The organism is Pseudomonas sp. B2M1-30 (assembly GCF_025447575.1).
GTDB classification, from domain to species: Bacteria; Pseudomonadota; Gammaproteobacteria; order Pseudomonadales; family Pseudomonadaceae; genus Aquipseudomonas; species Aquipseudomonas botevensis.
Genome location: NZ_JAOEJT010000001.1, coordinates 503,676 through 525,704, shown reverse-complemented (window position 1 = coordinate 525,704; position 22,029 = coordinate 503,676). Strand labels below are relative to the sequence as shown.

The 22,029-nt window shown below is 61.2% G+C and carries 18 protein-coding genes; all 18 read left to right on the top strand.

Features of this window, described 5'->3' with window-relative positions:
* Positions 1–6 precede the first annotated feature (6 nt).
* Positions 7–384 (top strand): hypothetical protein, encoded by a 378-nt coding sequence (locus N8H74_RS02425; protein ID WP_262146053.1) that lies wholly within the window; start codon positions 7–9, stop codon positions 382–384.
* A complete protein-coding gene (locus N8H74_RS02420; protein WP_262146052.1) occupies positions 381–824 on the top strand; it encodes a hypothetical protein in 444 nt (147 codons plus the stop codon). Before N8H74_RS02425 ends, N8H74_RS02420 begins: the two co-directional genes overlap by 4 nt.
* On the top strand, positions 821–1,273 hold the full coding sequence (locus N8H74_RS02415; RefSeq protein ID WP_262146240.1) for a hypothetical protein: 453 nt from the start codon (positions 821–823) through the stop codon (positions 1,271–1,273). Before N8H74_RS02420 ends, N8H74_RS02415 begins: the two co-directional genes overlap by 4 nt.
* Positions 1,274–1,300: 27 nt before the next feature.
* Positions 1,301–3,088: a type VI secretion system baseplate subunit TssF gene (gene tssF, locus N8H74_RS02410; protein WP_217829194.1), complete on the top strand. Its 1,788-nt coding sequence runs from the start codon at positions 1,301–1,303 to the stop codon at positions 3,086–3,088.
* A complete protein-coding gene (gene tssG / locus N8H74_RS02405) occupies positions 3,052–4,059 on the top strand; it encodes a type VI secretion system baseplate subunit TssG (protein ID WP_217829195.1) in 1,008 nt (335 codons plus the stop codon). The genes tssF and tssG overlap by 37 nt, the downstream gene beginning before the upstream one ends.
* An 11-nt stretch (positions 4,060–4,070) precedes the next feature.
* On the top strand, positions 4,071–6,728 hold the full coding sequence (tssH, locus tag N8H74_RS02400; protein ID WP_262146051.1) for a type VI secretion system ATPase TssH: 2,658 nt from the start codon (positions 4,071–4,073) through the stop codon (positions 6,726–6,728).
* 10 nt (positions 6,729–6,738) lie between these two features.
* On the top strand, positions 6,739–8,259 hold the full coding sequence (locus N8H74_RS02395) for a sigma 54-interacting transcriptional regulator (RefSeq protein ID WP_217829197.1): 1,521 nt from the start codon (positions 6,739–6,741) through the stop codon (positions 8,257–8,259).
* Between the two features lie 138 nt (positions 8,260–8,397).
* Positions 8,398–8,538, top strand: coding sequence for a type VI secretion protein (locus N8H74_RS02390; protein WP_217829198.1), 141 nt, complete (start codon positions 8,398–8,400; stop codon positions 8,536–8,538).
* An 18-nt stretch (positions 8,539–8,556) separates the two neighbouring features.
* Complete coding sequence (gene tagH, locus N8H74_RS02385) at positions 8,557–9,753, top strand: type VI secretion system-associated FHA domain protein TagH (protein ID WP_217829199.1); 1,197 nt, start codon at positions 8,557–8,559, stop codon at positions 9,751–9,753.
* A 5-nt stretch (positions 9,754–9,758) separates the two neighbouring features.
* On the top strand, positions 9,759–10,259 hold the full coding sequence (tssJ, locus tag N8H74_RS02380) for a type VI secretion system lipoprotein TssJ (protein ID WP_217829200.1): 501 nt from the start codon (positions 9,759–9,761) through the stop codon (positions 10,257–10,259).
* 2 nt (positions 10,260–10,261) lie between these two features.
* On the top strand, positions 10,262–11,593 hold the full coding sequence (tssK, locus tag N8H74_RS02375; protein WP_217829201.1) for a type VI secretion system baseplate subunit TssK: 1,332 nt from the start codon (positions 10,262–10,264) through the stop codon (positions 11,591–11,593).
* Positions 11,594–11,598: 5 nt separating this feature from the next.
* A complete protein-coding gene (gene icmH, locus N8H74_RS02370; RefSeq protein ID WP_217829202.1) occupies positions 11,599–12,474 on the top strand; it encodes a type IVB secretion system protein IcmH/DotU in 876 nt (291 codons plus the stop codon).
* Between the two features lie 13 nt (positions 12,475–12,487).
* Positions 12,488–16,027, top strand: a complete 3,540-nt coding sequence (gene tssM, locus N8H74_RS02365) for a type VI secretion system membrane subunit TssM (protein ID WP_262146049.1) — start codon at positions 12,488–12,490, stop codon at positions 16,025–16,027.
* Complete coding sequence (locus N8H74_RS02360; protein WP_262146048.1) at positions 16,027–16,755, top strand: PP2C family serine/threonine-protein phosphatase; 729 nt, start codon at positions 16,027–16,029, stop codon at positions 16,753–16,755. Before tssM ends, N8H74_RS02360 begins: the two co-directional genes overlap by 1 nt.
* Positions 16,752–17,753, top strand: a complete 1,002-nt coding sequence (locus tag N8H74_RS02355; RefSeq protein ID WP_217829205.1) for a serine/threonine-protein kinase — start codon at positions 16,752–16,754, stop codon at positions 17,751–17,753. Before N8H74_RS02360 ends, N8H74_RS02355 begins: the two co-directional genes overlap by 4 nt.
* 28 nt (positions 17,754–17,781) lie before the next feature.
* Positions 17,782–20,007 carry a type VI secretion system tip protein VgrG gene (locus N8H74_RS02350; RefSeq protein ID WP_262146047.1) on the top strand — a complete coding sequence of 742 codons (2,226 nt, stop codon included), beginning with the start codon at positions 17,782–17,784 and terminating at the stop codon, positions 20,005–20,007.
* A complete protein-coding gene (locus N8H74_RS02345; RefSeq protein WP_262146046.1) occupies positions 20,004–21,011 on the top strand; it encodes a hypothetical protein in 1,008 nt (335 codons plus the stop codon). The genes N8H74_RS02350 and N8H74_RS02345 overlap by 4 nt, the downstream gene beginning before the upstream one ends.
* Positions 21,008–21,886, top strand: coding sequence for a hypothetical protein (locus tag N8H74_RS02340; RefSeq protein ID WP_262146044.1), 879 nt, complete (start codon positions 21,008–21,010; stop codon positions 21,884–21,886). Before N8H74_RS02345 ends, N8H74_RS02340 begins: the two co-directional genes overlap by 4 nt.
* Positions 21,887–22,029 lie beyond the last annotated feature (143 nt).

The window sequence follows — 22,029 nt, the reverse complement described above, 5'->3', positions numbered from 1 at the left end:
AGCTCCATGAAGCTCAGAGCCTGGCAATGCCTTGTAACTTTTCTCAGCTCGGTCGGTTTACTGGCGATTCTGGTCGGCCTTGCGTTGTTATTGCGAATGGAACGCTCCACCGAGCCCAAGCTGTTCGCCCATCCCGATGCTCTGTGGATTGGTGCTGAGGATGGCGGGGTATTCGTTGAAATTACCAGGAACGAGGCACCGGACTACTACGTTGAGATCCGCCACGAGAGTGGTGGGATGTGGACCGAAGGTTGGATTCGTTACGGCACACGGGACAGTCATCCGCTCAGCGCAGCGGCTATAGGTGGCTATGACGGTGACCAACTGTATGTGTACTCGGGCATCGCAATCACTCCTGAAAAACTGGGAGTTGCCCAGCGATGAACATTTATGTGCGTTTTGCGCTGTGCCTGGCAATTCATGCCGCGGGATGCGTGGCCTACGTGTTTCTGAACAACGCAGTCGTTGTGGCCTACAAGGCGTTCAACGGTGGATTCACTGCCCGTGGGGTGGCGATTGGCATCGCTCATTACATGTTCATCTACATATTTTTTGGAATAAACACACTGGTCGCGATTATCCCGAAGCTGTGGGCCAAGCTCGGCCTGGTCGCTCTGATGGTCGCCTGGATTCTATTCATGATGGTGCCCGACAACCCGCTGCGGGCGCTGTTCTACACCGTGGCCCAGGGCGGGATGACGTTGCTGGCGATTCTGGCTATGCAGCTCATTGAGCTGCGCCTGGAAAAGCGCGCGTTGCTGCGGCAGGCATTGCCTGCGATTGCTTCGCAGGACGTGAGTTCGAGGATGAGGGCTTGCCCGTGATCGGTGTATCGAGCGAGATGCCCTTCCTCAGCCGCGCGCAGCTGAGTTTCTTCATGGGTGCCTTGTGGACGCCATTCTTGGCCATGCTGGCGTTTTCATCCTATGGCCTGTGGATTGGCGAATATTCGACATTCGATTCGTCCAAGACCCACTGGGTGTATCTGTTGTGGTTCGGCATGCCCGGGCTGCTGTTGTTTGCGCTGTGGGTATCGCGGACCGCGAAGAGCCGCAATGAGCAGCAGGCGCTTCGGATGGTCTGGCTGGCACCGTTGAAGTTCATCCCTTTTTACGCGGTGCCCTGGATGCTTTATGGCTTGTGCAGTCTGGTCGTCGGGCCATTCGACAATGCTTTCATGGCCTACGGCTGGATCCTGCTCGTGCCGTACCTACTGATCGCCGGTTACTTCTGCGCCGGCGTGACGGTTGCGCTCTACAGGATATTTTTTTGATGAGTTCCACTACCAGGCAGGCAACCCATGTCCTTTAACCACTACTACCAAAGCGAACTCACCGCACTGCGCCAACTGGGTCGCCGTTTCGCCGAGCGTAGTCCGGCGTTGGCGCCGTTCCTGGGGCAGGCCGGGCGGGATCCGGATGTGGAGCGGTTGCTGGAGGGCTTTGCGTTTCTGACCGGGCGTCTGCGCCAGAAGCTCGATGACGAACTGCCGGAACTCAGCCATTCCCTGATGCAGTTGCTGTGGCCGAACTACATGCGGCCGCTGCCGGCGTTCAGCATTTTGCAGTTCGATCCGCTCAAGCGATCCGGACCGGCGTTGAAGGTCGAGCGCGATACGCCGATCGAGAGCGTGCCGATCGATGACGTGCGTTGCCGCTTCCGCACCTGCTACCCGACCGAAGTCCTGCCGCTGGATCTGGCCGCGCTGAACTACTCGGTGAAGGGTGACGGTTCGCTGCTCAGCCTGCGTCTGGAGATGAGCGCCGACGGCCACCTCGGCGAGCTGGAACTGAGCAAGTTGCGCCTGCACTTCGCCGGTGAGCGTTACATCAGCCAGATGCTCTACCTGAGTCTGTTGCGCAACCTTGAAGGCATCGAGTTGATCCCGCTCGACGGTGCCGGCAAGCCTATCGATGGCGTCAGCGGCAAGCCGATGGCGTTCAAGATTCCCGGCGACCGCGTGAAGCCGGTGGGGTTTGCCGAAGAAGAAGCGTTGATCCCGTATCCGCTCAACACCTTCCGTGGTTATCGCTACCTGCAGGAATATTTCGCCTTCCAGGACAAGTTCCTGTTCGTCGACGTCAACGGCCTGGACATCCTCAAGGCGCTGCCGGAAGACACCCTCAAGCAGATGCGTGGCCTGGAATTGCGCTTCGATATCCGCAAGAGCGGGATCATGCGCATGCGCCCGACCCTGGATAACGTGAAGCTGTTCTGCACGCCGATCGTCAACCTGTTCAAGCACGACGCCCTGCCGATCCGCCTCGATGGCAAGCAGGACGAATACCTGCTGCTGCCGGCTGAATACGACCTGCAGAACTGCGGCGTGTTTTCGGTGGAAGGCGTAACCGGCTGGAAGCCCGGCGGCCTCGGTTATCAGGAGTACGTGCCGTTCGAATCCTTCGAGCACGACCCGAGTTTCGACGTGCCTAACAGCCGTCCGCATTACAGCATCCGCCAGCGTTCCTCCTTGCTGCACGACGGCCTCGACACCTACCTGAGCTTCGGCATCCGCCACACCGAAGCCCATGAAACCCTGTCGATCGAGCTGATGTGTACCAACCAGAACCTGCCGCGCAAACTCAAGCTCGGCGACATCTGCATGGCCAGCGAAGAGACTCCGGAGTTCCTCAGCTTCCGCAACATCACCCCGGCCACGTCGAGCTTCGCGCCGCCGCTGAACCGTGACTTCCTGTGGAAGCTGATCAGCAACATGTCGCTCAACTATCTGTCGCTGGCCGACGTCAACGCGCTGAAGGTGATCCTCGAAACCTACGACCTGCCGCGCTATTACGACCAGCACGCGGAAAAAGTCAGCAAACGCCTGCTCGGCGGGCTCAAGCACATCAAGCATCACCACGTCGACCGACTGCACCGAGGCCTGCCGGTACGCGGCTTGCGCACCGAGCTGACCATCGACCCGGAAGGCTATATCGGCGAGGGCGACCTGTTCGTTTTCGCTTCGGTTCTCAACGAGTTTTTCGCGCTTTACGCCAGTCTCAATTCGTACCATGAGCTGCGGGTAAAAAGCACACAGGGAGAGGTGTACCAATGGACACCACGTATGGGCCTGCAGCCCCTGCTTTAAGCGGGCTGAGCCGGGTAATACGCGAGTACTCGCTGTTTCAGGCCGTGCTGCTGGTGATCGACCGGCTGCGCGAGGCGCACCCGCACCTGAGCGAAGACGACCTGTACGACCAGGTGGAATTCCAGGCCAACCCGAGCCTGGGTTTTCCTGGCAGCGACGTTGATCGCGTGGAGTTTTTCGAAGAACACGGGCAGATGCGCGCGCGCATGCGCTTCAACCTGATCGGCCTGGTCGGCTCCGGTTCGCCGCTGCCGGCGTTCTATGGCGAACAGGCCCTGGGCGACAGCGAGGACGGCAACCCGACGCGCAACTTCCTCGACCTGTTCCACCATCGCCTGCAACGGCTGCTGCTGCCGATCTGGCGCAAGTACCGCTATCGCGCAAGTTTCCAGAGCGGTGCCATCGACCCGTTCTCGTCGCAGCTGTTCGCCCTGATCGGTCTGGGCGGCGACGAGATCCGCAAGGCCAAGGAACTGAACTGGAAGCGTCTGCTGCCATACCTTGGCCTGCTCAGCCTGCGGGCGCACTCGGCGGCGCTGATCGAAGCGGTGCTGCGTTACTACTTCAAGCACGAAGAGTTGGTCATCGAGCAGTGCATCGAGCGCCGCGTGGAGATTCTCGACGAGCAGCGCAATCGCCTCGGTTTCGCCAACAGCGTGCTCGGTGAAGACCTGGTGCTCGGCGAACACGTGCGCGACCGCAGCGGCAAATTCCGCATTCACATCACCGAACTCGACTGGCAGCGATTTCATGAATTCCTGCCCATCGGTTTCGGCTACCAGCCGCTGTGCGCGCTGGTGCGGTTCACCCTGCGTGACCCGCTCGACTACGACATTCGCCTGGTGCTGCGCCAGGAAGAAATCCGCGAACTGCGCATCGGTGAGCAGAACGCCTGTCGCCTCGGTTGGACCAGTTGGCTGGGCCGCGAAAAAGCGGACGGCGTGGTGACCCTGGGCAGCAAAATTCATTAAGGACGTGAGCCATGATCAACGTAGACCTGCAACAACTCATCCAGGCGCTGGACGCCGAAACCCGTCGTGATCTGGAGCGTTCGGCCGAGCGTTGCGTCGCCCGTGGCGGCAGCAAGATTCTGGTCGAAGACTTGCTGCTGGGCCTGCTGGAGCGCCAGAACGGGCTGCTGTCGCGCGCCTTGCAGGATGCCGATGTGGATGCTGGCGAACTGAGCGCCGCGTTGCAGACTCGGGTCGAGCACAGCGCGTCGCGCAACCCGGTGTTCGCCCCGGAACTGGTGCAGTGGCTGCAAGACGCGCTGCTGGTGGCCAACCTCGAATTGGGCCAGACCCAGGTCGAAGACGCTGCGCTGATCCTCGCGTTGCTGCGCAACCCGATGCGTTACGCCGGCAGCCGCTATCAGCCGCTGCTCGCCAAACTGAATATCGAGCGCCTGAAGGAGTTCGCTCTGTCGCAACAGCCGCAGACCCAGGCCGATGGCAAGCCGGTTGCCCAGGGCGAATCGCTGCTGCAGCGCTTCACCCACAACCTGACCCAACAGGCCCGCGACGGCAAACTCGATCCGGTGCTGTGCCGCGATGGCGCGATTCGGCAGATGGTCGACATCCTCGCCCGTCGCCGCAAGAACAACCCGATCGTGGTCGGTGAGGCCGGGGTGGGTAAAACCGCCATCGTCGAAGGCCTGGCCTCGCGCATCGCTGCCGGTGAAGTGCCGCAGGTGCTCAAGGGCGTCGAGCTGCTGTCGCTGGACATGGGCCTGTTGCAGGCCGGCGCCAGCGTCAAGGGTGAGTTCGAGCGCCGCCTCAAAGGCGTGATCGACGAAGTCAAAGCCTCGCCGAAGCCGATCATTCTGTTCATCGACGAAGCCCACACCCTGATCGGTGCCGGTGGCAATGCCGGCGGTTCCGATGCGGCCAACCTGCTGAAGCCGGCGCTGGCCCGTGGCGAATTGCGCACCATCGCCGCCACTACTTGGGCCGAGTACAAGAAATATTTCGAGAAAGACCCGGCCCTGGCCCGTCGCTTCCAGCCGGTGCAGTTGCACGAACCGACAGTCAGCGAAGCGGTGACCATCCTTCGTGGTCTGGCGCAGGTCTACGAGAAGAGCCACGGCATCTACCTGCGCGATGACGCGGTGGTGTCGGCCGCTGAGCTGTCGGCCCGTTACCTCGCGGGTCGGCAGCTGCCGGACAAGGCAGTCGACGTCCTCGACACCGCGTGCGCCCGCGTGCGCATCAGCCTAGCCGCCGCCCCGGAAAGCCTTGAGCGCCTGCGTGGCGAACTGGCTGAAGGTGGCCGTCAGCGCCAGGCCCTGCGCCGCGATGCCGAGGCTGGCCTGCTGATCGACCACGAAGCGCTGGATGCTCTGGAAGCGCGGCTGGACGAGGCCGAAACCGAAATGGTCGCCTTGGAAAGCCTGTGGACCGAGCAGAAGCAGCTGGCCGAACGCCTGCTGGAGCTGCGTCAGCAACTGGCGAAAGCCCGTGAAGCGGCGGCGGTCGAGCCGACCATCAGCGTCGAGGAAGACGCTGAAGGCACCGTGATCGAAACCCTGGTTGCCGAAGTCGATGAGGCGCTCAGCGTTGAAGCGCTGGAAGCCCAGCTCAACGAAACCCACAGTGCCCTGACCGCCGCGCAGGTCAAGGAGCGTCTGGTCAGCTTCGAAGTCTGCCCGCGTCTGGTGGCCGAAGTGATCAGCGCCTGGACCGGCGTGCCGCTGGCGCAACTGGCCCGTGAACACAACGCCAAGGTCGCGAGTTTCGCCACCGACCTGCGCGCGCGTATCCGTGGCCAGGAACAAGCGGTACACGCGCTGGATCGCTCGATGCGCGCCACCGCCGCCGGTCTGAACAAGCCTGACGCGCCGGTTGGCGTGTTCCTGCTGGTCGGCCCGAGCGGCGTCGGCAAGACCGAAACCGCCCTGGCCCTCGCTGATCTGCTGTACGGCGGCGACCGCTTTATCACCACCATCAACATGTCCGAATTCCAGGAGAAGCACACCGTTTCCCGTCTGATCGGTGCGCCACCGGGCTACGTCGGTTACGGCGAGGGCGGCATGCTCACCGAAGCGGTGCGGCAGAAGCCGTACTCGGTGGTGCTGCTCGATGAAGTCGAGAAGGCCGACCCGGACGTGCTCAACCTGTTCTACCAGATCTTCGACAAGGGCGTGGCCAACGACGGCGAAGGGCGCGAAATCGACTTCCGCAACACGCTGATCCTGATGACCTCGAACCTGGGCAGCGACCGCATCAGCGACCTCTGCGAAGACGGCGCACGGCCGACCGCCGAAGTGCTGGAAGAAACCATTCGCCCGGTGCTCAGCAAACACTTCAAACCGGCCTTGCTGGCACGGATGAAAGTGGTGCCGTACTACCCGGTGGGCGGCCCGGTGCTGCGCGAGCTGATCGAAATCAAACTGGGCCGTCTCGGCGAGCGCCTGAACCGTCGTCAGCTGGATTTCAGCTGGTGCCAGAACCTCGTCGATCACCTGTCCGAGCGTTGCACCCAGAGCGAAAGCGGCGCACGCCTGATCGACCATTTGCTCGACCAGCACGTGTTGCCACTGGTGGCCGACCGCTTGCTCGACGCCATGGCCACCGGTGAAAGCCTCAAGCGTGTCCATGCGACGCTCGACGGCGACGCTGGCGTGACGTGCGAGTTCGCCTGAGGTGGGCGTGATGTTCACTCAAGTGCCGCAGCCGCTGGTCTACGCCGAAGCCTTGCTGGCGCAGTTCGCCAGCCTGTCGCGGGCGGCGGACGGCGCTGCGCTGCTGGGTGACTTCGTGCGCGGCCTGGCCGAGCTCAGCGGTTGTGAGTTGACGCAGTTGTACCTGCTCGACGCCACGCACACCTGCCTGGGAATGAATGCCGAGTGCCTCGACGGCTTGCTGCAACCCCGGGAAGCGGCGAGCCTGCCGGCGGACTACAACGGCGAGCAACTGCTGCAATTCGCCCTGTGCCAGAACCGCGTGGTGTGCCTGAACGAGTTGAGCGGCAGCCTGCACGAAACCAGTTTCCTGCCGGCGGCGGTCGCGCCGTGGCAGTCGCTGTTGTGCGTGCCGCTGGTCAATCAGCAGAAATCCGTCGAAGGCCTGCTGCTGTGCGCCAGCCGTCGTCATGTCGACCTGCAAGGTTTTGCCGACTCCCTCGGTCAGCTCGGCTCGTTCGTGCTCGGTCAGCTGCATTTGCTGCAACGCCTGCGGCAACCGTTGAGCGACCAGCCGCCGGCCCTGCGCAATATTCCGAGCGCCAGCGGCTACGGGCTGATCGGCAAGAGCGCGGCGATGCGCCAGACCTACTCGCTGATCAGCAAAGTCCTGCACAGCCCGTACACCGTGCTGCTGCGTGGCGAGACCGGCACCGGCAAGGAAGTGGTGGCGCGGGCGATCCACGATTGCGGCCCGCGCCGCTCCCAGGCGTTCATCGTGCAGAACTGCGCGGCGTTCCCGGAAAACCTGCTGGAGAGCGAGCTGTTCGGCTACCGCAAAGGCGCTTTCACCGGCGCTGATCGCGACCGTGCCGGGCTGTTCGACGCGGCCAATGGCGGCACTCTGTTGCTCGATGAAATCGGCGACATGCCGCTGTCGTTGCAGGCCAAGTTGTTGCGCGTGTTGCAGGAGGGCGAGATCCGCCCGCTGGGTTCCAACGACACCCACAAGATCGACGTGCGCATCATTGCCGCGACTCACCGCGACCTGTCGGTGCTGGTCACCGAAGGCAAGTTCCGCGAGGACCTGTACTACCGCCTCGCGCAGTTCCCGATCGAACTGCCGGCGCTGCGGCAGCGTGAAGGCGACATCCTCGATCTGGCCCGGCACTTCGCCGACAAGGCCTGCACGTTCCTGCAACGTGATCCGGTGCGCTGGTCGGAAGCGGCGCTCGAACATCTGTCCGGCTACAGCTTCCCCGGCAACGTGCGCGAACTCAAAGGTCTGGTCGAGCGCGCAGTGCTGTTGTGCGAGGGCGGCGAGTTGCTGGCCGAGCATTTTTCCCTGCGCCTGGACCCGGCGCCGGACGACAACAGCAGCCTGAACCTGCGTGAACGTCTGGAGCAGGTTGAACGCAATCTGCTGCTCGACTGCCTGCGCAAGAACGACGGCAACCAGACCCTCGCTGCCCGCGAACTGGGCCTGCCGCGCCGCACGCTGCTGTACCGGTTGGGGCGCCTGAATATCAATCTGGGGGACTTCGATGGCTGATCGCCGATTGTTGTCCTCCTCCCGGAGGATGACGCGAAGGCCGCAATCCAGAGCCTTCGCGATCCACCCGGTCATCAATTTCAGCGCCGCCCGAGAGGGTCGGCGCTTTGTGCTTTGTCTAGCCCTGGAGACTCTCTGATGTCTGTTCGTCACTGGCACGCCGCCTTGCTGGCCCTCGTCGTTCTATGCGGCCTCGGCGGTTGCAGCGGCAATTACAAATTCAACGACAACGACTATCGCCCGTTGGGTGATCCGCAAGCGGTCAATCGCGGCAAGTGACCGCAAGGAGCATCAAACATGGAACTGGTTTTCGAAATGCTGAACACCAAGCAGTTCGTGCCCACCGAGTTGTGCCAGAAGACCTTCAAACAGGCCGGCGGCGTGATCGGGCGGGGCGAGGACTGCGACTGGATCATCCCGGACCGCAAGCGTCACCTGTCCAACCACCACGCGATCGTCAGCTATCGCGAGGGTACGTTTTTCCTGACCGACACCAGCAGCAACGGCGTGCAGGACGGTGACAGCGGTGCGCGTCTGCACAAGGGCGAGCCGGTGCGCATCGAGCATGGCAGCACATACGTGCTGGGCGACTTCGAGATTCGCGCGCGTCTGGTGCGCGACCCGGCGACCTTCGACGGTGAGGCGGGGCGCCCGCGCGCGGCCGGCAGCATCATCCCGGACGACGCGTTCCTCGACCTCGATCCGCTCAACGCCCTCGAACAGCAGGAGCGTGTGTATTCGGAAATCGACGAGCTGCTGGCACCGAACACCAAGCCGGAAGACTCCCGTCAGCGTGCCGACTACGCGCGCATCGACATGGAAAGTCTGATGGTGCCGGAGCTGATCGTCGCTCCCGCTGAACCTGCGCCTGCTCCGGCCCCGAAAGCCGTCGAGCGTCAGAGCGAAGGTTTCTGGGAGAAGTTCGGCGCTGCGTTGGGCGTGGATGTCAAAGGCCTGGATCACGACGCCCGCGAAGCCCTGGCGCTGAACGCCGCGCGTCTGCTCAAGCAAAGCGTCGGCGGTTTGCAGCAGAGCCTGCGCACCCGTTCCGAGCTGAAAAACGAACTGCGTCTGGCCCAGACCACCGTGCAAGGCACCAACAAGAACCCGCTGAAATTCGCGGTGGATGCCAGCGAAGCCCTGGACATCCTGTTGCAGCCGCACAAGCCGGGGCACCTGCCGGCCGAGCAAGCCATTTCCCGGGCGTTCCGCGACTTGCAGGCGCATCAGGTGGCGCTGCTGACCGCCAGTCGTGCAGCGGTTCGCGGCACCCTGGAGCACTTCTCGCCGGAGCAGTTGACCCTGCGTTTCGAGCGCGACAACAAACCGTTGATCGCCACCTCCGGCGGGCGCTGGAGAGCCTTTGGCCGTTACCACCAGGCGCTGCGTCAGGACGACGACTGGAGCGAACGCCTGCTCGCCCGCGATTTCGCCCAGGCCTACGAAGAACAGATTCGCCTGATTTCCACCCTCCACACCGACCACCAAGGATGATGCGCATGTCTCGCCGCTCGACCGCTTTTTTCCAGACGCTGACCGCGCTCACCTTGCTGGTGCTGCTCGCCGGTTGCTCGTCGCTGTCGCCGTATTCGAAAGTGACCAAGGTCAACCTGAAGCTGACCGGCAGCGATCAGTTGAACCCGGACCTCAACGGCCGCCCGTCGCCGATCGTGGTGCGGCTGTTCGAACTCAAGCATCCGGTGACCTTCGAGAACGCTGACTTCTTCAGCCTTTACGAGCGCGCCAAGGAATCCCTCAACCCGGATCTGGTGGCCAGCGAAGAACTCGAACTGCGCCCCGGTGAAACCGTGGAAATGAAACTCAGCGTGGAGGAGGGCAGCCGTTATGTGGGCATCCTCGCCGCGTATCGCGATCTGCCGGAAACCAAATGGCGCTACACGATCCAGCTCACCCCGGTGGAACTCAACGAGGCTGACCTGACCCTCGACCAGGCCGGTATCCGCAATACCCACGAAGTGCTCGCCAAGGCGGATGACTGATCATGAATACCCATAAAGTCATTTGGCAGGAAGGCATGTTGCTGCGCCCGCAGCACTTCCAGCACAACGACCGTTACTACGATCATCAGATGAAGACCCGCACCCAGTTGCTGGGTGGCTACACCTGGGGCTTCCTCAATCTGGAGATCGACCTGCAATTCCTCAACATGGGCAAACTGGTGATCAGTGAAGCCTCGGGGATCCTGCCGGACGGCAGCCTGTTCGAACTCGGCGGCAACACCGAGCCGCTGGCGCTGGACGTGCCGCCGAACACCGGCAACACGCCGATCTATCTGGCGCTGCCGCTGGTTACCGGCAACCACATCGAAGCCCGCCGCCCGGAGCAGTCCGACGTGCTGGCGCGCTACACCGCCTATGAAACCGAAGTGGCCGACTCCAACGCCGGCGACGACTCGTCGAGCCAGGTCAAATGCGGTCGCCCGGACTTCAAACTGTTGCTCGGCGAGCAGCAGAGCGACCAGGCTTATGTGAAGCTGAAGATCTGCGACGTGCTCGACACCACGCCCGACGGCGTGATCAGCCTCGATCCGGATTTCGTCCCGACCTACATTCAGGCCCATGCCTCCAGCTACCTGCTGTCGTGCCTGAAAGAAGTGATCAGCATGCTCAACCACCGGGGCGACACGATTGCCGAGCGCATTCGTTCGAACGGCAAGGTCGGCGGCGCGGAAGTCGGCGACTTCATGATGCTGCAACTGATCAACCGCACCGAGTTGCTGCTGCGCCACTACCTGGGCCTGGAGCAAGTACACCCGGAAGAGCTGTATCGCACGCTGCTGACCATGCTCGGCGATCTGGCGACCTTCTCCAGCGACAGCAAGCGTCCGCGTCTGGACAGCCGCTACTCCCACGCCGACCAAGGCGCGAGTTTCCGCAAACTGATGGAGTCGATCCGTCAGGTGTTGTCGATGGTGCTGGAACAGCACGCCATCGAACTGATCCTGCAAGCGCGTCAGTACGGGATCATCGTGTCGCCGTTGCACGACCACAAACTGCTGGGCTCGGCGTCGTTCGTGCTTGCGGCCAGTGCCAACTGCGACTCGGAAGAACTGCGCCACCGCTTGCCGGCGCACCTCAAGGTCGGCCCGGTGGAGCGGATTCGCCAACTGGTCAACCTGCACCTGCCGGGGATCAAGGTCAAACCGTTGCCGGTGGCCCCACGGCAGATCGCGTTCCACTCGAACAAAACCTATTTCATCCTCGAACTCAGTTCCGAAGACCTGGCGCAACTCGAACGCTCCGGCGGCTTCGCGTTCCACGTGTCCGGCGAATTTGCCGAGCTTGAACTGAAATTCTGGGCCATCAGGAACTGACCGACATGATCAAGGACATGGAACACAACCAGGACGACAAAACCGTCCTGCTCGACCGTCAGGGCCATGGCCCGGCGTCGAGTCCGCTGACCGACTTCGCCGCGCCGCCGCGCTTCGAGCAACTGGAAGAACGGATGATCTACGCCGCGCGCCTGCGCCCGGCGGAAGCCTTCAACATCAGCCTCAATTCGCTGGTGGCCGCGTCCTCCGAGCTGCTCTCGGAAGTGGTGCGCCTCAAGCACAGCGAAACCCGCGAGGACCTCTACGCGCTCAACGAGCGCCTGACCGCCGGGCTCAAGCTGTTTGAAGTGCGCGCCCTGCACAACGGCGCCGAAAGCAGCCAGGTGATGGCCGCGCGTTACGTGCTCTGCACCGTGGTCGACGAAGCCGTCGTCACCACGCCGTGGGGCAACGAGAGCGAATGGTCGCAGATGAGCCTGCTCAGCAGCTTCCACAACGAAACCTTCGGCGGCGAGAAGTTCTTCCAGCTGCTGGATCGGCTGTCGAAAAACCCGGTCAAGCACCTGCCGATGCTGGAACTGATGTACCTGTGCCTGTCCCTCGGTTTCGAGGGCAAATACCGCGTGCAGGCGCGCGGCATGCTCGAACTCGAAGGCATCCGCGACGCCTTGTACCGGCAGATCCGTCAGTTGCGTGGCGACGTGCCGCGCGAACTGTCGCCGCACTGGGAAGGCCTCAACGATCAGCGCCGCAGTCTGGTGCGCATCGTGCCGGCGTGGATGGTGGTGCTGTTCACCTTCGTCTGCCTGGTGATGATGTATTCGGGTTTCGCCTGGGTCTTGGGCGAGCAGCGCGACACCATTCTGCAACCCTATCAGCCGATCGATCCGGTTGCGGTCCAGCCGCAGTCGCAGCCGTAAACAGGGACGTGTGATGAAAAAGTTTTTCAAGAAAGTCGGCGCCTTCCTGCGCCAGACCTGGGTCTGGACCCTGCTGCTGGTGCTGTTCGTGGCGCTGCTGGTGTGGTTCGTCGGGCCATTGCTGGCGGTCGATGACTACAAGTTCTGGGAAGGTTCGACCTCCCGCCTGCTGACCATCAGCGTGCTGTTCCTGATCTGGGGCCTGACCATGGTCTTCGTCAGCTGGCGCGCCGGAGTGCGCAAGAAAGCTGTCGAAGCCACCGAAGACGGTCAGGATCGGATTCGCCGCGAAGAGCTGATCGACGAAGAGCAGAAAGAGTTGAAGGCGCGGTTCAAGGACGCGCTGAAAACCCTCAAGACCTCAAGCCTGTATCGCGGCCGCAGCGAACGCTGGCGCAGTGACTTGCCGTGGTACTTGCTGATCGGCCCGCAGGCCAGCGGCAAGACCAGCCTGCTGGACTTCTCCGGGCTGGAATTCCCGATCAACAAGATCGACCGCAAGCTGACCCGTGACACCCTCGGCACCCGTCATTGCGACTGGTACTTTGCCGACCACGGCGTGCTGGTCGACACCGCCGGGCGTTACACCACCCAGGCCGATTCGGAAGTCGACGGCAGCGCCTGGACTACCTTGCTCGAACTGCTGCGCAAGTGTCGTCGCGGCCGTCCGCTGAACGGCGTGCTGGTGACCATTCCGGTGGAAATCCTCACCGGTGGCAGCGAGCAGGAGATGGAAACCCTGTCCCGTCAGGTGCGCGCGCGCCTGCAGGACGTTTATCAGAAGCTGCACGTCGATGTGCCGGTGTATCTGGTACTGAGCAAGGCTGACAAGCTGCTCGGTTTCGACGAGTTCTTCGACCAACTGACCCGCGAAGAAAGCGATCAGGTACTCGGCACCAGTTTCCGCAAGGATCAGGTCGGCACCGACGTCGCCGTGCTGCGCGGCGAGTTCGAAGAGCTGCTGCGTCGCCTCAACAGCCAGGTGATCATGCGCATGCACTCCGAGCGCGACACCCAGCGCCGTGGCCGCATCCTCGACTTCCCGCATCAACTGGGGCAGATCGGCGAGCGCCTGTGCCTGTTCGTCGACATGGCGTTCACCGGCAACCGCTATCAGCGGGCAACGCAACTGCGCGGTTTCTACCTGACCAGCGCCCCGCACCTGACCCAGGAGATGGACTCGACCACCGCCGGCATCGGCGCCAGCCTGGGCATGAACGCCGGTGTGCTGCCGACCTTGCGCAGCGGGCGTTCGCGGTTCATCCACCACTTGCTCAGCCAGGTGATTTTCCCCGAGGCCGATCTGGCCGGTCTGGACAAGCGCGAACGCAGCCGCATCCATTGGGGCCAGCGCGCGTTGTACGTTGGCGCACTGGCGGCGCTGGCGCTGTTCGGCATGCTCTGGGCCGGTGGTTTCTCGGCCAACTACGAGCGTCTGGAAAACCTGCGCAACCTGGCGCAGAGCTGGACCCAGCAACGTTCGGCGCTGTCCCCGCGCGATGACGCGATGGGCGTGCTGAAAACCCTCGACACCAGCTACGCCGCGACCCAGGTGTTCCCGAAGAAGGGCGACGTTTCGTACCACGAACGGGGCGGTCTGTATCAGGGCGAAGACGTCAATCCGCTGGTCAGGGAGGCTTACGAGCGCGAGCTCGAGAAGCAACTGTTGCCACGGGTTGCGACCCTGCTGGAAGGCCAGATCCGCGCCAACATGAAGGATCGCGAACGCCTGCTCAACAGCCTGCGCGCGTACCTGATGCTGAACATGAAGGATCGTCGCGATCCGGCGTGGCTCAAGGACTGGATCGCCACTGACTGGTCGCTGCGCTACACCGGCAACACGGCGGTGCAGAACGGTCTGAACACCCACCTCGAACGCCTGCTGAAGCAGCCATTCATCTACCCGCTCAACGACCAGTTGGTCGCCCAGGCGCGTCAGGTGTTGCGTAGCGAATCCCTGGCGAACGTGGTGTACCGCATGCTCCGCGAGCAGGCGCGCAACCTGCCGGAATACCGTTTCAGCCAACACCTCGGCCCGCAGGGCTCGCTGTTTGTCGGCACCGACTACGTGATTCCGGGTTTCTACACCCAGCAGGGCTACCAGCAGTATTTCTCGGTGCAGGGCTCGGCGCTGGTTACCGACATCCTGCGTGACAACTGGGTGCTGGGCGAAGGCGCGGGCATCAGCGACATGGACTTGCGTCGCCTGATGGTCGAGCTGGAGCAACTGTACTTCCGCGACTACGCCAACTACTGGAGCGAGGCCGTTGGCCAGGTGGCATTGCCGCCGATCAGCGATGCTGGCGAAGGCGCCGAGCAACTAGCGGGTCTGACTTCGGCCAACTCGCCGGTGCTGGCGCTGCTGACCGAAGTGCGTGAGAACACCCGTTTCCCGGTGGTTGCCGATCCGGTCGATGAAGCGGGCGATGCCGCTGATGCGTTGGCCGGGCAAAAAGGCAAGCTGGGTAAAGTCGGCAAACTGGCGTCAGCCGTGGCGGACAAGGCTTCTGCGCTGGCCGTGGCGAAAAACCTGCCGGACACCGCGAAGAAATCGCTGCAACGTCGCTTCGAACCGCTGCATAAACTGCTCGACGACAACAACGGCCCGGCGGCCGACCTGACGCCTGCGCTGAACGCACTCAACGACCTGCAACTGCAACTGGCCAGCCTGGCCCGTTCCAGCTCGCCGGAACAAGCCGCGTTCGAACTGGCCAAGACCCGCATGAGCGGCCAGCGCGATGCGCTGACCAACCTGCGCAATGCGTCCGGGCGTCTGCCGCGTCCGCTGAGCGTGTGGTTCAACGTGCTGGCCGAAGACTCCTGGCGCCTGGTGCTCAACGATGCCTACCAATACCTGAACGGCCGTTATCAGAACGAGCTGTACAGCGTGTATGGCAAGACCATCAGCAAGCGTTATCCGTTCAGCGCTTCGAGCACCAGCGACGTGGCGATCAGCGACTTCCGCGAGTTCTTCAAGGCTCAAGGCATCGCCGACCGCTTCTTCGACACCTACATGCGTCCGTTCGTGAGCGGTGATCCGGGCAACTACCGGATGCGCAGCGTCGACGGTCACAGCCTGCCGGTGTCCAAGGTCTACCTCGACCAGATGGCCGCCGCGTTGACGATTCGCCAGAGCTTCTTCTCGATCAACCCGGCCGAGCCGACCGTGCAGTTCAAACTGGAGCCGTACACCCTCGATCCGGCGGTCAGCCGTTCCGAGTTCAAGTTTGGCGACAAGGTTATGGAATACCGCCACGGCCCGATCCTGCCGATGTCGTTCAAATGGCCGACCGATGCTGAAGACGGTCGTACCAGTCTGGTCATGGACAAAATGGCCGGTCGCCCGATCGGTATCGAGAAGAACTCCGGCCCATGGTCGCTGTTCCGTCTGTTCGACCTGATGCAGACCGAGTACCTGACCGGTCGCGACGTGCTGGTGCTGAAAGCCGATGTGGGTGGCCTGCGCGCCAACTACCTGCTGACCAGCCAGCGCACGCCGAACCCGTTCGACATGGGCGTGCTGCGTACCTTCCGTATGCCGGTGCAGCTCTGATGCTGGTGGCCAGTCCCTGGCGCAGCGCGGCGCGTACCGACCCGGGCAAGGTGCGGGCGCGCAACGAGGATGCCTTCCTTGACTCCCCACAGCATGGGCTGTGGGTGGTCGCGGACGGCATGGGCGGTCATCAGGGTGGCGACATCGCCAGCCAGTTGATCGTCGCCAGCCTGGCTGAACTGCCGCAGCAGGACGATTTCGACGAACGCCTCAAAGCCATCCGCCAATGCCTGCACTGGCTGAACCGGCGCCTGGGGCAGGAGTTGACCGTCACCGCCGGGCGTCACGACAGCATCATGGGCAGCACCGTCGTGGCGTTGCTGGTGGACGGCAATCGCGCGGCCTGCATCTGGGCCGGCGACAGCCGTTGCTATATGTGGCGCGGTCAGCGGTTGTATCAGCTGTCCAAGGATCACTCGCTGCAGCAGCAACTGATCGACGAGCAACAGATGAGCGTCGAGCAGGCGGCGGCGCACCCGGCGGCACAGGCGTTGACCCGTGCGGTCGGCGCGGCGGAACAACTGACCCTGGATGTGCTGGAACTGGAGGTGTATCCGGGTGATGTGTTCCTGCTCTGCAGCGATGGTCTGTATCAAGGGCTGAGCAGCGATGCCATGGGCAACGCCCTGAGTCTGAGTGCGCCGCATGTGGCGCTGGAACGTCTGTTCGATGGCGCCCTGCGCGGTTCCGCGCGGGACAACCTGACTGCCGTGGTGATCCGCCAATGAGTGAAATCGAATCGCCGATCGATGACTTGCTGATGAGCGAAGAGCAGGCCAACAACCTGACCTACTTCGCCTTCGCCAAGGCCAATCAAGCAGAACCTTTGCTGGCGCCGACCAAGGCCAGCATCGGTGCGCTGCCGGACGTTCTCGCCGGCCGCTACCACCTTGAGCGCCTGCTCGGGGCCGGCGGCATGGGCGCCGTTTACCGGGCACGGGATCTGCTGCACGAGCAGTTCGGCGATCCCGATCCTTACATCGCGCTGAAAATCCTCAGCGAAGAATTTGCCGAGTCGCCGGACGCCAGTGCCTTGCTCTACAGCGAGTTCGCCCTGACCCGACGCCTGCGCCACGACAACGTGCTGCGACCGCACACGTTCGAAGTGGACACCGACTGCCAGCGGGCCTTCATCACCATGGAGCTGATGCGTGGCCTGACCCTGGACAAATTGCTCTGCGAGCGGCCCCTGGGGCTGCCGTGGAAAGAATTGCGCGACATCGTGTTGCCGCTGCTCGACGCGCTGGCCTACGCCCACCGTCGCGGCGTGCTGCACGGTGACATGAAACCGAGCAACGTGATGCTCAGCGAAGACGGCGTGCGCCTGTTCGACTTCGGCCTCGGCCAGGCCGAAGAGGGCATCCTGCCCGGCCTGCCGCACCTGAGCCGCGAGCGCTTCAACGCCTGGACCCCGGGCTACGCCGCCCCCGAACTGCTTGAGGGCCAACCGCTATCGGCCAGCGCGGACGTGTACGGCGTGGCCTGCGTGATCTATGAACTGGCGGGCGGCAAACACCCCTTCCGCCGCCTGCCCTCGACCCAGGCCCGCGACGAGCACCTGGAGCGCGAGCTGCAAGCCCCGCGCAACCTGCCCGGACACTGCTGGCCGGCGCTGCGCACGGCGCTGAGTTTCAACGCGGCAGATCGCAACATCACGGCTCAACAATTGCGTGACGCCATGGGCGCCACTTCGTCCTGGCTGCAACGTCTGCGACTCGGGGCGTAACGGATGACATTCGAACAGGGAGCACTCTATGTTCAACCCAGCTAACGAAACCCACTTCAGCCTGACGGTCGAGGACTACACCAGCGACCTGCAAGTGCTGTCGTTCACCGGCACCGAAGGCATCAGCCAGCCGTTTCGTTTCGACCTGGAACTGGTCAGCGAAAACCCCGACCTGGATCTGGAAAAACTCCTGCACAAGCAGGCGTTCCTTGCGCTCGATCCGCAGGGTTCCGGCATTCATGGCCAGATCTATCGCGTCGCCCAGGGCGATGCCGGCAAGCGCCTGACGCGCTACAAAGTCTCGCTGGTGCCGCAGCTGCAATACCTGCATCACCGCACCAACCAGCGCATCTACCAGCAGATGTCGGCGCCGAAAATCATCGCGCTGATCCTCGATGAGCACGGCATCAAGTCCAACGCCTACAGCTTCCAGCTGAGCCAGCCGTGCCCGGATCGCGACTACTGCGTGCAGTACGACGAAACCGACCTGCACTTCGTCCAGCGCCTGTGCGAGGAGGAGGGTATCCACTACCACTTCCAGCACAGCGAAAAATCCCACCTGCTGGTGTTCGGCGACGACCAGACCGTGTTCCCCAACCTCGGCCAGCCAACGGCCTACGTGCAGGGCAGCGGCATGGTCGCCGAAGAGCCTGTGATCAAAGGCTTCAAGCTGCGTCTGGAAACCCGCACCAGCCGCACCACGCGCCGCGACTACGACTTCGAAAAGCCGCGCCTGCAAATGGAAGCGGCCTACAAACCGGATGGCGAAAGCACTGAACCGGATCTCGAAGACTACGATTACCCCGGCCGCTTCATCGACCGCGCGCGCGGCAAGTTCCTCAGCCAGCGCGCCCTCGAACGCCATCGCGCCGACTATCGCCAGGCCGAAGGTCGCGGTGACCAGACCAAACTGGTCAGCGGCCACTTCATGGAAATGTCCGACCACCCGCGCAGCGAGTGGAACGACCTGTGGCTGCTCACCGAAATCTTCCACGAAGGCAAACAGCCGCAAGTCCTCGAAGAGTCGGTGACCAGCGACACCACCGACAACAAGGACGACTTCCACCAGGGCTACCGCAACACCTTCCTCGCCACCCCGTGGGACGTGTTCTACCGCCCGGCCCTGGAACACCCGAAACCCCGCGTCCTCGGCAGCCAGACCGCCATGGTCACCGGCCCCAAAGGCGAAGAAATCCACTGCGACCAATACGGCCGCGTCAAAGTGCAATTCCACTGGGACCGCGAAGGCCTGGCCGACGACAAAACCAGCTGCTGGCTGCGCGTCTCCAGCGCCTGGGCCGGCGATCGCTACGGCGCCATCTCCATCCCGCGCATCGGCATGGAAGTCCTCGTCACCTTCCTCGAAGGCGACCCCGACCAACCCCTCGTCACCGGCTGCCTGTACCACAAGGAAAACCCGGTGCCCTACGCCTTGCCGGCGAACAAAACCCGCAGCGTCTTCAAAACCCTCAGCTCCCCTGGCGGCGGTGGCTACAACGAACTGCGCATCGAAGACAAAAAAGGCGCCGAACAAATCTTCATCCACGCCCAGCGCGACTGGGATGAAAACATCGAGCACGACCAGAAGATCCGCGTCGGCAATGAACGCCACGACACCGTGGTGAAGAACACCTACACCGAGCTCAAGGCCGAAGAACACCGCACCACCATCTCCGACCGCAAAATTGAAGCGCGTAAGGACGATCACCTAACTGTGGGACAGAACCAACACATCAAACTTGGCACTGCCCAGTTGACCAGTGTCGGAAAGGAAATCCATCTGAAGTCTGGCGACAAGATGGTAATCGAGGCTGGAACCGAACTGACCATTCTGGGCGGCGGGAGCTTTATCAAGCTCGATGGCGGCGGCGTGACGGTGGTTGGGCCGGTGGTGAAAATCAATGCCGGAGGTTCGGCGGGAAGCGGCACGGGAATCGGGATTCTGGCACCGGTCATTCCGATGATTGCGGATCAGGCTCGGGCGGGGAATACGCTTAAATCCGGCACCGCCAATAGCCCGAAGTTTGACGAACAAATTCGCTTTGTGACCGGATTGGGGCAACCGATCAAATCTGTGAAGGCGGCCGTTATTCTCCCTTCGTCGGTCGCACCGAAAATTTCAAGAAGCGATGCGGATGGCCGGCATCCGCGTGTGGTGACCGACAGCGAGGAAACCGCTGAAGTTCATCTGATGTGGGACGAACTCATCGTGCCGGAAGGCTCCGACGATTACGAAACGAGTAGAAATAAATGAGCGCACCCGTTGCTACATTCAAAACAAACAATCAGAACTGCTCAGTTCAAGAAATCACCTTGAAATGCGACAAACTTTGGACGATGGGGCAGCAAGAGGCTATCAATCGACTGAGCGTGGTGGAGACGAGCTGGTTTTCTTCGTCGAGCAAAATGGTGTTGGTGGGTGACTTCAGCGCACGAGCCGCGCGCATCGCTGCAGCCTATGCTGAGTTCTATCTAGAGCGCGGTGAGGACGGCAAGCCTGATTTAAAGGGACGCTTTTACTGGATGGGGTTAGCGGCTTTCGCAAGCAAGCAAGTCATGTGTGGTCTGGATTACATCCCTTCGGAACCGTATCTGACAGGTATAGTGCCGTTGCCATTTCAGATCCCCTACAAAATAGGCAAAAACGGCCTCGGCATGGGTAATTTTTGGCTGTTCCAGGATATTTTTGTCTGGCATTGGTTCTATAAAAAATATCCGGAGCAGTTTAATGACTGTGCCCCGAAGCGAAATGCGAAGAGCTGCGATGCGCAAGTTCAGATGAATATCGATGAGTTGCCTTGGGCAGATGAGGCACTACCCGTTCTGAAAAATTTGGGACTGACTCCTGATATCACTGCAGGCTTCAACCTCATAAAAAAATCCGAGACGACACCTGATCCGGTTGCGAGACGAAATCTTCAGCAGCAATCGCTTTTGGCAATTGCTGACCATGAGCAAAGAAGGATACTTCAACCGCTTATCTATAACGGATTTCTGTTTCAGAAGGTTCTGCAGGCACAAGCTACTGCCGAAGGCGCCCCTTTCGTACCTTTGCGGGTTGCCTCCTTTAGTTCTGCCTGCGATGTGAATAATAAAGAGCTGAGGGTTCAGATGACGAAAGGCGACTTGTTTAACGAGTCTGATCGAATGGAATTTATTCAGGAAATTGCAGGGCAATATCATAAAATGATGGGGCAAAAGAAAGATTATATGGAGCAGCAAATAGGGATGATTTCTACCTGGAAAAACCGGAAATGAAATTTTACGGTTTATTGGTTTTTTTATTGCTTGCTGCATGCGGCGATTCAGACAGTGTAGGAGTTGGCTCCATGGCGAACAGAAATCCGCTAATTAGTATTGAAATTGGCGAAGAGATTAATGATCTACTTTCTAACTCCCCAGTACCTTTCTCAAAAGAGTGCATTTCTGATGTAGACATGTGCTGGTATAAGGTTAAGAAGTCGTTCGGTGATGATGACCTTCCGTCAGTTGAGGTGAATAAGGCTTTGCGACTGAATCAAGTTGCCAGTGTCAGCGCTGCCGTGGATGGTGAGGTAGGTACGACTGTAGAGAACCTCGACTTGTCAGTTCGCAGCCTCCCGGATGGCAGCAAACATGATGAATATCGAGCGTTTCTATACGGGTTGATAAAGGATATAAAGAAAGCGGGTTGGGTGCATTATTACGCACCTTCTGATCCTAGAGTTTCGGGCAGTCAGATTGACAAAATTAGCTCACCTGATGAAGTCATGGGTGATTACGTGTTAAGTCATCCGTGGCTAGATCCAAACTACGAGCTAGATATTGAGCGGTGGTTGAAGGTTGGAAAGTTTTATAATTGGCTTTTTTATAAGGATGGTAATCATCTTACGCTGAAGGCATGGCGGCGAGACTCTGATGATGCTCCTAATGAGCGCGGAACGTATTTGGTTAGCTTGAGTTTCACCACCGAGCGTGAATATTGGAGCGCTGCTTTTCCCGAGGCTGAAGAAAAAAAGCGCTGGAAAGAACTGCTGCCGGCCAAGTTGAAAGAGTACGCTGCTATTCGGCAGTCTCGAGAAGATAGGGCGGAAGAAGCTGGTATTCAAATTGAATTGAATTATCAAGATCCATCCATAAATGCGCTGAAGTAACCAATTTGAATTTTTGCTAAATCATAGGGCAGATTTTTTCTTAAATAGATCTGCCCATTTTTTAATGGCCTGACGCCTGCTTAATTAGCGCGACGATAGGGCATGCTCACCAACCGTCGTAGGCTCGGGAAAAAGCAAGCGGT

Excerpts from the sequence above, each read along its gene's own strand:
- N8H74_RS02425 (WP_262146053.1), top strand. The coding sequence starts at position 7 with ATGAAGCTCAGAGCCTGGCAATGCCTTGTAACTTTTCTCAGCTCGGTC.
- N8H74_RS02420 (WP_262146052.1), top strand. The coding sequence starts at position 381 with ATGAACATTTATGTGCGTTTTGCGCTGTGCCTGGCAATTCATGCCGCG.
- tssF (WP_217829194.1), top strand. The coding sequence starts at position 1,301 with ATGTCCTTTAACCACTACTACCAAAGCGAACTCACCGCACTGCGCCAA.
- tssG (WP_217829195.1), top strand. The coding sequence starts at position 3,052 with ATGGACACCACGTATGGGCCTGCAGCCCCTGCTTTAAGCGGGCTGAGC.
- tssH (WP_262146051.1), top strand. The coding sequence starts at position 4,071 with ATGATCAACGTAGACCTGCAACAACTCATCCAGGCGCTGGACGCCGAA.
- N8H74_RS02395 (WP_217829197.1), top strand. The coding sequence starts at position 6,739 with ATGTTCACTCAAGTGCCGCAGCCGCTGGTCTACGCCGAAGCCTTGCTG.
- N8H74_RS02390 (WP_217829198.1), top strand. The coding sequence starts at position 8,398 with ATGTCTGTTCGTCACTGGCACGCCGCCTTGCTGGCCCTCGTCGTTCTA.
- tagH (WP_217829199.1), top strand. The coding sequence starts at position 8,557 with ATGGAACTGGTTTTCGAAATGCTGAACACCAAGCAGTTCGTGCCCACC.
- tssJ (WP_217829200.1), top strand. The coding sequence starts at position 9,759 with ATGTCTCGCCGCTCGACCGCTTTTTTCCAGACGCTGACCGCGCTCACC.
- tssK (WP_217829201.1), top strand. The coding sequence starts at position 10,262 with ATGAATACCCATAAAGTCATTTGGCAGGAAGGCATGTTGCTGCGCCCG.
- icmH (WP_217829202.1), top strand. The coding sequence starts at position 11,599 with ATGATCAAGGACATGGAACACAACCAGGACGACAAAACCGTCCTGCTC.
- tssM (WP_262146049.1), top strand. The coding sequence starts at position 12,488 with ATGAAAAAGTTTTTCAAGAAAGTCGGCGCCTTCCTGCGCCAGACCTGG.
- N8H74_RS02360 (WP_262146048.1), top strand. The coding sequence starts at position 16,027 with ATGCTGGTGGCCAGTCCCTGGCGCAGCGCGGCGCGTACCGACCCGGGC.
- N8H74_RS02355 (WP_217829205.1), top strand. The coding sequence starts at position 16,752 with ATGAGTGAAATCGAATCGCCGATCGATGACTTGCTGATGAGCGAAGAG.
- N8H74_RS02350 (WP_262146047.1), top strand. The coding sequence starts at position 17,782 with ATGTTCAACCCAGCTAACGAAACCCACTTCAGCCTGACGGTCGAGGAC.
- N8H74_RS02345 (WP_262146046.1), top strand. The coding sequence starts at position 20,004 with ATGAGCGCACCCGTTGCTACATTCAAAACAAACAATCAGAACTGCTCA.
- N8H74_RS02340 (WP_262146044.1), top strand. The coding sequence starts at position 21,008 with ATGAAATTTTACGGTTTATTGGTTTTTTTATTGCTTGCTGCATGCGGC.